General features: G+C 62.6%; 10 protein-coding genes and 1 pseudogene. 7 read left to right on the top strand and 4 right to left on the bottom strand.

What is annotated here, in order from left to right; translation table 11 throughout:
* A partial coding sequence (locus A2J03_RS27905) for a DEDD exonuclease domain-containing protein (RefSeq protein ID WP_068380977.1) occupies window positions 1-1,516 on the top strand: 1,516 nt, incomplete at its 5' end.
* A gap of 56 nt (window positions 1,517-1,572) precedes the next feature.
* On the top strand, window positions 1,573-1,848 hold the full coding sequence (locus A2J03_RS27910; protein ID WP_068380980.1) for an Lrp/AsnC family transcriptional regulator: 276 nt from the start codon (window positions 1,573-1,575) through the stop codon (window positions 1,846-1,848).
* A gap of 5 nt (window positions 1,849-1,853) precedes the next feature.
* Here A2J03_RS27910 and trpD read toward each other — a convergent pair whose 3' ends face one another.
* Both trpD and A2J03_RS27920 read right to left on the bottom strand, forming a co-directional pair.
* Entirely contained in the window at window positions 1,854-2,927 is a 1,074-nt protein-coding gene (gene trpD, locus A2J03_RS27915) for an anthranilate phosphoribosyltransferase (RefSeq protein ID WP_068380983.1), read from the bottom strand.
* A 93-nt stretch (window positions 2,928-3,020) separates the two neighbouring features.
* A complete protein-coding gene (locus A2J03_RS27920; RefSeq protein WP_068380987.1) occupies window positions 3,021-3,506 on the bottom strand; it encodes a hypothetical protein in 486 nt (161 codons plus the stop codon).
* Window positions 3,507-3,657: 151 nt separating this feature from the next.
* Between A2J03_RS27920 and ctaE the strand changes: the two genes are divergently transcribed.
* The 5 genes from ctaE to A2J03_RS27945 all read left to right on the top strand — a co-directional run bounded on the left by ctaE (window position 3,658) and on the right by A2J03_RS27945 (window position 8,738).
* A complete protein-coding gene (gene ctaE / locus A2J03_RS27925) occupies window positions 3,658-4,269 on the top strand; it encodes an aa3-type cytochrome oxidase subunit III (RefSeq protein WP_068380990.1) in 612 nt (203 codons plus the stop codon).
* A 101-nt stretch (window positions 4,270-4,370) separates the two neighbouring features.
* Window positions 4,371-5,234: a cytochrome bc1 complex diheme cytochrome c subunit gene (gene qcrC / locus A2J03_RS27930; protein WP_068380994.1), complete on the top strand. Its 864-nt coding sequence runs from the start codon at window positions 4,371-4,373 to the stop codon at window positions 5,232-5,234.
* Window positions 5,231-6,424 carry a cytochrome bc1 complex Rieske iron-sulfur subunit gene (gene qcrA / locus A2J03_RS27935; RefSeq protein ID WP_082898138.1) on the top strand — a complete coding sequence of 398 codons (1,194 nt, stop codon included), beginning with the start codon at window positions 5,231-5,233 and terminating at the stop codon, window positions 6,422-6,424. Before qcrC ends, qcrA begins: the two co-directional genes overlap by 4 nt.
* A 2-nt stretch (window positions 6,425-6,426) precedes the next feature.
* Window positions 6,427-8,175, top strand: a complete 1,749-nt coding sequence (qcrB, locus tag A2J03_RS27940) for a cytochrome bc1 complex cytochrome b subunit (protein WP_068381000.1) — start codon at window positions 6,427-6,429, stop codon at window positions 8,173-8,175.
* A gap of 296 nt (window positions 8,176-8,471) precedes the next feature.
* Window positions 8,472-8,738 (top strand): helix-turn-helix domain-containing protein, encoded by a 267-nt coding sequence (locus tag A2J03_RS27945; protein WP_068381003.1) that lies wholly within the window; start codon window positions 8,472-8,474, stop codon window positions 8,736-8,738.
* Window positions 8,739-8,832: 94 nt separating this feature from the next.
* On the opposite strand, the gene A2J03_RS27950 is transcribed toward A2J03_RS27945, so the two are convergent.
* Window positions 8,833-9,249 (bottom strand): cytochrome c oxidase subunit 4, encoded by a 417-nt coding sequence (locus A2J03_RS27950; protein WP_068381005.1) that lies wholly within the window; start codon window positions 9,247-9,249, stop codon window positions 8,833-8,835.
* 18 nt (window positions 9,250-9,267) lie between these two features.
* Window positions 9,268-9,933: pseudogene (locus tag A2J03_RS27955) on the bottom strand (cytochrome c oxidase subunit II); the annotation flags it as partial.

Genomic DNA, 9,933 nt, shown 5'->3' on the forward strand with positions numbered 1-9,933 from the left:
GGAGTTGACCGGTATCACCACCGCGATGGTCATCGGCGCCCCGCGGATCGAACGCGTACTGCCAGGCTTCCTGGAATTCGCCCGCGGTTCGGTTCTCGTTGCCCACAACGCACGGTTCGACACCGGGTTTCTCCGGGCAGCCGCCTCTCGACTGGACATCGCCTGGCCCAAGTTTCAGGTGCTGTGCACCGTCAAACTTGCCCGACGCGTGCTCACTCGCGACGAAGCACCGTCCGTCAAATTGTCCGCCCTCTCGTCCCTCTTCCAGGTGAGCACCCAACCGACACACCGGGCACTCGACGACGCCAGAGCCACCGTCGACGTGCTGCACGCTCTCATCGAGCGTGTGGGCAACCAGGGCGTACACAGCTACGCAGAGCTCGTCGACTACCTGCCGACCGTCTCCGCCGGACAGCGCGCCAAACGCTCGCTCGCGGCCCAGCTACCCCGTACCCCTGGCGTGTACCTCTTCAAGGGTCCCGGAAACGAAGTTCTGTACGTCGGCACCTCGAACAACCTTCAGCGGCGAGTTCGCAACTACTTCACCGGGTCCGAGACCCGCGGCCGCATGAAGGAGATGGTGGGCCTCGCGGTCGCTGTCGATCACGTCGAATGTGCACACGCCCTCGAAGCCGGCGTCCGAGAACTCAGGCTCCTATGTGCCCACATTCCGCCGTACAACCGACGATCGAAGTTCCCCAAGAAGGGATGGTGGATCACGACGACATCCGAGGCGTTTCCGCGCCTGTCGGTGGTACGAACACCAGCACCGGACTCGATCGGCCCGTTTGCTGTTCGCGCCGATGCTGCCGACGCAGCCGCCCTCATTGCCGAGTTCTATGCCATCCGCACATGTACGCGTCGGATTCCGAGATCCGCGGTGCACGATTGCGAGCCGACAACGGTCGGCGGGTGTGCGGCTGCCAGCGCCGAGACGATCTCGCACGAGCAGTACGCGCCGGTGCCCGCGCGTTTCCGTGCCCTCGCCCGCGGGAACGACGCCAGTGCCCTCGACGCGATCAGAAACAGAGTCACCGCACTCGCCGATGCCCACCTCTTCGAATCGGCAGCGCGGCTACGCGATCGGCTCGCCGTTCTGGCCGACGTCTTGCGGCGGCTGCACCGTCTCGGCGCTATCGCTGCCATTGCCGAACTCGTCGTCGCACGGAGAGCCGCTGACGGCGGGTGGGAACTCGCGGTCGTGCGATACGGCAGGCTCGCTGCGGCAGCGACCACATCACGCCGTGTCCACCCCATGCCGGTCGTGGAGGCCATCGTCGCCGCTGCGGAGACCGTCGTTCCCGACACCACACCTTTGCGCGGCGCATCGCCGGAGGAGGTCGGACTCGTCGCGCGGTGGCTGGACTCGGACGGGGTCAGAATCGTGCGCACGACCGACGGGTACGCCGAACCCGTTCACGGCGCGGGCGGATGGAAGCAATGGTGCGCGACCGCCCGCACTGTTGCGCGGCTCGAACGCGGCACGCACGACGAACCGATCGGACGGGCGCACTAAACTCGGACTCCATCACGTGGTCGAGCTAGGTACCACCGAGGTAGTGAAGGAGCTCCATGATCAACGCCATCGTCATGATCGACGCCGAGGCTCATGCGATCCCGGAGACCGCCCAGGCGGTAGCAGACGTCGACGGTGTCAGCGAGGTGTATTCGTGCGCCGGCGACGTGGACCTGATCGCCATCGTCAAGGTGCGGGATCACCAACAGATCGCCGAGGTCGTCACGCAACGGATCAACAAGGTGCCGGGGGTCGTCAACACAGCAACCCACATTGCTTTTCAGTCCTACTCGAGTGCAGACGTGGAAGCCGGCTTCTCGATCGGCGAATAACGGCGTCAGTCGAGCTGGTTCGACCTCGCGACCCAACGTTTCAGCAACTCGGCAGTGGCACCTGAGTCGAGAGCAGCTGCGCCGCGCTCCAATCCATGCTTCATCCGCGACGTCAGATCAGCGGCGTCGATCCCCCCGGATATGCCGTCGAGGGCTGTGAGCGCGGCCGCGGCGTTGAGAAGCACAGCGTCGCGGACCGCACCGCGTTCGCCCCTGAACACCGACCGGGCAATGTCGGCGTTGAAGGCAGCGTCTCCGCCCTTCAACGCTTCGATGGGGACGTAGTCGAGACCGAAATCTCTCGGATCGATCTTCGTGACGGTCACCGAACCGTTCGACACGACATGAACCGTGGTGGTGGTCGACATCGTGATTTCGTCGAGCCCATCGTCGCCGCGCACGATCAGCGCGCTCGATCCCCGATCGGCGAAAACCTGGGCGACGACGGACACCAACGATTCGAAGGCGCACCCGATCAGACCTGCCCGAGGTTGTCCGGGGTTCGTCAGCGGACCGAGGACGTTGAACACGGTTGGAATACCGATCTCCTTGCGCGGTGGACCCGCGAATCGGAGGGCCGGATGGTAGATGGGGGCGAAACAGAATCCAATTCCTTCCTCGCGAACGGTTGTCGCCACTCCCGCCGGTCCCAACCCGAACTTCACTCCCAACGCTTCGAGCACGTCGGTCGTCCCGCTCTGCGAGGACGCCGCCCTGTTGCCGTGTTTGACCACGCGGCCACCCGCCGCCGCCACGACCACAGCGGCCATCGTGGAGATGTTGACCGTGTCGGCGCCGTCGCCTCCGGTCCCCACCACGTCGACGGCGTTCGGTTCGCTGTCGACCAACGTCGCATGCGCGAGCATCGAATCGGCGAGTCCGCGCACTTCTTCCGGAGTCGGCCCTTTCATCTTCAGAGCGACACCGAATGCGGCGATCTGCGCTGCCGTGGCGTTGTCGGACATGATCTCGTCCATCGCCCAACTCGTGTCGGCACTGGAGAGGTCGGCATTCGACGTCAGCGCGCCGAGCACCTTCTTCCAGGTCCTGCTCGGCTCACCGATCTTCGATTCGATCATCTTCTCCCCGCACCTTCCTCGACATCGGACAAGCCGACCCACACGAGGAGGTCGGCCGCGACACGCCCGCAAAGCCTAATCAGCGATGTCCCTTCAGGCCGTACCAGGTGGCGAGGCGGCGTCAGGTTGCAGAGCATCCCACCCCACCACGATGCCGCCACGACGCTGAGCGAGTCCGGCCATACGGGACCGCTCCTGCGAAATGTGCAGGGCATCGATTACCTGCACCCGCTGCAGTGTCACCTCGACTCCGTCGACGACGTTCATGCGATAGCCGACATCGGGCACGTTCGGTTCCGGGAAAGGTCCATCTGAACGCTCGTATCCGTCCTGGGACGCGATGTTCGCAGCGTCTTCGACGGTGTCGGCGGGCAATACGAGGTGGTGTCGAAAGACGGTTTCTGCATCAGCGTTCCATCCGCCGACGCTCGTGGCCCGATCCAGCGCCGACGACGCAGATTCGGCGTCGTCGAACGACCATGCGACTACGACCAAGTCCGACCGCATGGGGTTCAGTGGGACCGTCTTCGATCGCGCAGAAAGTCGCCGGAACCAGGACGGGCCACCGTTCGTTGACATGAGGCAAGCCTTCCACGGCACGATGCACCAGGCTCGATCAGGGGTCCTGACCTGGACATATCTCGTGCCGCTCATGGACGGCGCTTCGGGCGACGCGCCAACAACAGACCCGGGTATGCCTTCGGTACTACGAGCAGTCATACTTCTTTCTGTGACGAGCGCTGTAGGGACTCAAGGATCGGCAATCACCCAACGCGTGCACTCGCTGAACCGCCCAAATATGGTCAGCGTCGGCACGATCGTGTGGCTGTCTAGCGAACTCATGTTCTTCGCCGGACTCTTTGCGATGTATTTCGTCGCGAGGGCCCAGGCCAACGGCAACTGGCCACCGGAACCGACCGAGCTCAACCTTGCGCTCGCCGTTCCGGTCACCGCCGTGCTTATCGCGTCCTCCTTCACCTGCCAGCTCGGGGTCTTCGCCGCCGAGCGAGGTGATGTTTTCGGACTGCGCCGCTGGTACATCATCACCCTGGTCATGGGCGCCTTCTTCGTCGCCGGCCAGGGCTACGAGTACTACCACATGGTCCACGAGGGCACGACGCTGTCGTCGAGTGTGTACGGATCGGTCTTCTACATCACGACCGGCTTCCACGGACTCCACGTCATCGGCGGTTTGATCGCTTTCGTCTTCCTGATCACGCGAACCCTGGTCAGCAAGTTCACCCCCGCACAGGCCACGGCCGCAATCGTCGTGTCGTACTACTGGCACTTCGTCGACATCGTGTGGATCGCACTGTTCGCCACCATCTACTTCATTCGCTAGTGCACGTAAGAAGATCAAGTGATTTCAGCTCCACACCAGCAGCGGACGTTCGGTATCAGCCCCCGACGTTCAGTCCGTCCCGACACGACAAGGGATAGAAGATGAGTTCATCTCCCCCAGCAGCACCCGGTGACAGCACCAGCGGATCCGTGTCTGCCGCCACGAGTCGGCGGAAGCGCAAGACGCGTCGCCGAGTAACCGGCGCACTAGTACTGATGATGGGTCTTCTCAGCGCGGGTTTCCTCGCCTCGGCCCTCACCCCGACACCGCAGGTTGCAACCGCCGACCAAGATTCGGCTGCGTTGATCCGTGAAGGCAAGCAGTTGTACGACACCTCGTGTGTCACCTGCCACGGCGTAAATCTGCAGGGCGTGCAGGACCGCGGACCAAGCCTGATCGGCGTCGGCGAGGCCGCCGTCTACTTCCAGGTGTCGACGGGTCGTATGCCTGCAGTTCGCAACGAGGCTCAGATCATGCGGAAGCCGCCGAAGTTCGATGACAAGCAGATCGATGCTCTCGGTGCCTACATCCAGGCCAACGGCGGCGGGCCCACCGTACTCCGTGACAGCAACGGCGAAGTCGCCCAGTCCTCGCTGTCCGACGGCGATATCGCCCGCGGTAGTGAGCTGTTCCGTCTCAACTGCGCGTCCTGCCACAACTTCACTGGTGAAGGCGGCGCACTGTCCTCGGGCAAGTTCGCTCCCGCGCTGGGACCTGCCACCGAGCAGGACATCTACACGGCAATGATCACCGGACCGCAGAACATGCCGAAGTTCTCGGATCGCCAGCTGACGCAGGAAGAGAAAATCGACATCATCTCCTACGTCAAGTCGGCTCAGGACACCAAGGCGCCGGGCGGCTGGGGTCTCGGAGGCTTCGGTCCCGCAACCGAAGCTATTGCCATCTGGGTCATCGGAATCAGTGCCGTTGTCGGCGCAACACTGTGGATCGGAGCAAGGTCATGAGCGACGCTGATTCCGGGCGTGCCGACAGCGGCCACGGCGACGGCGACAACGTCGACAAGGTGGATGTGAACAAGAAATACACGGCCGAAGAACTTGCGGGCATGACGCGCGAGCAGCTCGTCGAGCTAGGAACCAACCTCGACCACGTCGATGTTGCCTACCGCCGCAACCGTTGGGCAGTGGAGGGCACTCGCGCCGAAAAGCGTGCCGAGCGCAGCGTGGCGTTCTGGTTCGCCCTGTCCGGTGTCTCCGCAATTGCCTTCATCGCGATCTACCTCTTCTGGCCTTGGCAGTACGCCGGGATGGGCGAAGAGAACTACGACGCGTACTCGCTCTACACCCCGCTGATCGGCCTGACCATGGGCCTGGCGATTCTCGGTGTCGGTGTCGGCGCAGTTCAGTACACCAAGAAGTTCATTCCCGAGGAAGTGTCGATCCAGGACCGTCACGACGGCCAATCGTCCGAGGTCGACCGCAAGACGCTCGTCGCGGAACTCGGTGACTCCTTCGATACCTCGACCATTGCTCGCCGCAAGGTGATCAAGCGGTCGCTCTACTTCGGCGGCGGCGCACTGGGAATCATGGCGATTCTGCCTCTCAGTGGTCTCATCAAGAACCCATGGGCCGAAGGCGACAAGTCGCCGCTCTGGGTTTCAGGTTGGACACCGCGCTACCCTGGAGAAACGATCTACCTTCGGCGCGACACAGGACGTCCCCACGACGTCGTTCTGGTTCGTCCCGAGGATATGGATGCTGGAGCCATGGAGACGGTGTTCCCGTTCCGCGAAGCTGATCGCGACGACGATCACGCACTTCTCGCCTCGCTGCGAGGAATTCGCAACTCCGTCATGCTCATACGCTTGCGCACCGAGGACACCGCCAAGGTGACCAAGCGGAAGGGTCAAGAGAGCTTCAACTACGGCGACTACTTCGCGTATTCCAAGATCTGCACGCACCTTGGTTGCCCGACGTCACTGTACGAGCAGCAGACCAACCGCATCCTCTGCCCGTGCCACCAGTCGCAGTTCGATGCGCTGGAGTACGGCAAGCCCATCTTCGGACCGGCAGCACGCGCGCTGCCACAACTTCCGATCACCGTCGACGAGGATGGATTCCTTGTCGCCGACGGTGACTTCATCGAAGCCCTGGGACCTGCCTTCTGGGAGCGCCCCACCGGTAGGGAGAGCTGATCATGAGTCCCTCACTCCAGACCCTGGCTGCCAAGCAGGCTAACGACGTCGACAGCCGTTACCACCTGGCACCGGGACTACGTCGCCAGATCAACAAGGTCTTTCCGACGCACTGGTCCTTCCTCCTCGGAGAGATCGCGCTCTACAGCTTCGTCATCCTGCTCATCTCGGGTGTGTTCCTGACGCTGTTCTTCGACCCCTCGCTCAGCGAGGTCGAGTACAACGGCATCTACGAACCACTCCGCGGCGTCGCGATGTCCCGTGCGTACGAGACGACCTTGAATATCTCGTTCGAGGTGCGCGGCGGCCTGTTCATGCGTCAGATTCACCACTGGGCAGCGTTGATGTTCGCGTGCTCGATCATCGTGCACATGCTGCGCATCTTCTTCACCGGTGCGTTCCGTCGTCCGCGTGAGGCCAACTGGGTCATCGGCTGCTTGCTACTGATCCTGGCGATGTTCGAGGGCTTCTTCGGTTACACACTCCCCGACGACCTCCTTTCCGGCACCGGTCTTCGCGCTGCATTCTCGGGCATCACGATGAGTATCCCGATCATCGGAACGTGGATGCACTGGTTGATCTTCGACGGTGACTTCCCCGGCACGATCATCATTCCGCGCCTGTATGTAGCGCACGTTCTGCTTCTGCCCGCAATCATCCTTGCGCTGATCGCGGCTCACCTCGCGCTCGTCTGGTACCAGAAGCACACACAGTTCCCCGGACCGGGCCGCACCGAGCAGAACGTCGTCGGTGTCCGAATCCTCCCGGTGTTCGCGGTCAAGTCCGGCGCATTCTTCGCCGTGACGTTCGGCATCCTGGCTCTGATGGGTGGTCTGTTGCAGATCAACCCGGTCTGGAACTTGGGTCCGTACAACCCGGCACAGGTGTCCGCGGGCTCGCAGCCGGACTTCTACATGATGTGGACCGACGGTCTTGCCCGACTCTGGCCCGCCTGGGACATCTACATAGGTACCCGATACACGATCCCCTCTGTGTTCGCCGTCGCCCTGATCATGGGGTTGGTCTTCACCGTGATGATCGCGTATCCGTGGATCGAGAAGCGGCTTACCGGCGATACCGCTCACCACAACCTGCTGCAGCGCCCGCGCGACGTTCCGGTCCGTACCGCAATCGGAGCAATGGTTCTGGCGTTCTACATCGTGCTGACGCTGTCGTGCGTCAACGACATCATCGCGTACAAGCTCGATATCTCACTGAACGCGATGACGTGGATCGGCCGAATCGGAATGCTCTTGCTGCCACCGATCGCGTACTTCGTGGCCTACCGCTTCTGCATCGGCTTGCAGCGCAGCGACCGCGCAGTCCTCGATCACGGAATCGAGACCGGCATCATCAAGCGTCTGCCACACGGTCAGTACGTGGAGGTCCACCAGCCGCTCGGACCCGTCGATGACCACGGACACCCGATACCGCTCGACTACCAGGGCGCTGTCGTCCCGAAGAAGATGAGCAAGCTCGGTTCGGCCGGCAAGCCTGGTTCAGGATCGCTGTTCCGCCCGGACCCGGTAGCGGAAAGCAAGGCCCTGGAAGAGGCAGAGCACCATGGTGAGATGGAACAGCTGGCCATGCTGAAGAACTACCAAGCCTCGATCTACGGCAACGGTTCGAATGGCTCGCGCAATGGCCACGTGAACGGCAACGGTTCGAACGGCAAGGGTTCCAACGGCCATGCCAATGGCACCGGCTCCGACAGCTCTCCCGCTCGTCAGGACAGCGACAGCGAGCACTGAGAACGATTCACATACGAGTAAGGGCGGCACCTCCACAGGTGCCGCCCTTACTCGTGTGTCCACCCTTCGCGTACGTCGGACTGCCGTCTATCGAAAATGCACCTGAGCACATGCCGTCGCTCGGATGACGACGGTCGGCCCGGCCCCACTCCCCCACCGACGACAGTCGTCGAACCGTCACGCGGCGCCCCAGGATCAACAGGACGCCCCGATGAGCCTCGCTCAGATCCCTAGGATGTCGTTCTCACGCGCTCGGCCCGAGTACTCATGTCTGTTCCGGTATTACGATTGGCCTCATGGTGCGAATCCCCCTCGGCCCTGAAGAGTTGTCCCGAGGCCTGCGGCTAGGCGAACTACTAAGATCGACACGCGGACCTCGGACAATGAGCGAGGTGGCAACCGAGGCAGGAATTTCCGTCGAGACCTTGCGAAAGATCGAGACCGGCAGGATCCCCACTCCGGCGTTCTTCACCGTCGCTGCGCTGTGTAGGACGTTGAAGCTGTCGTTGGACGACGTCGCGGCTGTGACGGCGCGCAAGGCCGATCGAGCCGACGCTTCCTGATCTCTGGGCGAACGCCTACCGACAAACGAAGAGAGCGCCGATCCCCTCAGAGGGGATCGGCGCTCTCTCGTTGAGCAGCTGGTGAGCTACTGCGTCAGTGCTTCTCGGGTCCGAGGTGGTACTCGAATACCAGGCCGGCGGCGGCCGCAAGGATCAGCACAACACCCAACGCGATGAGCCACCACAGGAAGAACGCGAACCCGATGGCTGCTACCGATGCTGCACCGGCAAGCACGATGGGCCAGAAGCTCCCCGGGCTGAAGAAGCCCAGATCGCCTGCCCCGTCGCTGATCTCTGCATCGTCGAAGTCTTCCGGACGCGTGTCGAGGCGACGTGCCACGAAGCGGAAGTACGTACCGATGATGAGGGTCAGGCCGACCGACAGAGCGATCGCTGTGACGCCTGCCCATTCCACACCGGTGCGCGAGAATCCGGTGAACAGGGCGTAGACGATCCCGACAAGAAGAAAGAAGACAGTCAGGACCTCGAAGATCTTGGCTTCGATTTTCATTTCAGCATTCTTCCTGGGTCAGTTACCGTCGGCGACGGATTCGGACTTCTGCGTGCGATCCGTAGTGAACGGGTGGGTGCTGGTGGCAACAGGAGACTGGCCGATCGCTTCCAACGCCTGAGCGTTGGTCAGACCGTCGCCGCCATCGGACTCGGGCTTACGAAGCTCGATGTACTCCTGGAAGTCCTCCGGGGACACCGCACGAACTTCGAAGTTCATCATCGCGTGGTACGTGCCACACATTTCGGTGCAGCGACCGACGAACGCGCCTTCCCGTTCGATCTCGGAGATCTGGAAGACGTTGTCCGAGTGGTTTTCCTTCGGGTTGGGCAGAACATCGCGCTTGAACAAGAATTCCGGAACCCAGAACCCGTGAATGACGTCCGACGATGCGAGCACGAATTCGATGCGCTTGCCGGTCGGAAGCACCAGCACCGGAATCTCGTCGCTGGTTCCGATTGTCTCGATCTTGTTGTAGTGCAGGTAGGACAGGTCCTGCGGGCTGACACCGTGGATCGCTCCGGGGACGAACTCGCCGTCCTCGCTGCCCTCCGCCTCACCCTCGGGCGGAGTGGCTGCAGCTTCCGCAGCGGCCTGAGCCTCGAGGTCGGTGCCCTCGTACTTTCCCTCGCCGTCCTTCAGATCGACCGTCTGGTACCCGAACTTCCAGTTCCACTGGTATGC

The sequence above is a fragment of the Rhodococcus sp. EPR-157 genome (assembly GCF_001647195.1).
Lineage (GTDB): Bacteria > Actinomycetota > Actinomycetes > Mycobacteriales > Mycobacteriaceae > Rhodococcoides.

Bases quoted from the DNA above. Each gene is read 5' to 3' on its own strand.
- qcrA (WP_082898138.1), top strand. From the start codon at position 5,231: ATGAGCGACGCTGATTCCGGGCGTGCCGACAGCGGCCACGGCGACGGC.
- trpD (WP_068380983.1), bottom strand. From the start codon at position 2,927: ATGATCGAATCGAAGATCGGTGAGCCGAGCAGGACCTGGAAGAAGGTG.
- qcrB (WP_068381000.1), top strand. From the start codon at position 6,427: ATGAGTCCCTCACTCCAGACCCTGGCTGCCAAGCAGGCTAACGACGTC.
- A2J03_RS27910 (WP_068380980.1), top strand. From the start codon at position 1,573: ATGATCAACGCCATCGTCATGATCGACGCCGAGGCTCATGCGATCCCG.
- qcrC (WP_068380994.1), top strand. From the start codon at position 4,371: ATGAGTTCATCTCCCCCAGCAGCACCCGGTGACAGCACCAGCGGATCC.
- A2J03_RS27950 (WP_068381005.1), bottom strand. From the start codon at position 9,249: ATGAAAATCGAAGCCAAGATCTTCGAGGTCCTGACTGTCTTCTTTCTT.
- A2J03_RS27920 (WP_068380987.1), bottom strand. From the start codon at position 3,506: ATGTCAACGAACGGTGGCCCGTCCTGGTTCCGGCGACTTTCTGCGCGA.
- A2J03_RS27945 (WP_068381003.1), top strand. From the start codon at position 8,472: ATGGTGCGAATCCCCCTCGGCCCTGAAGAGTTGTCCCGAGGCCTGCGG.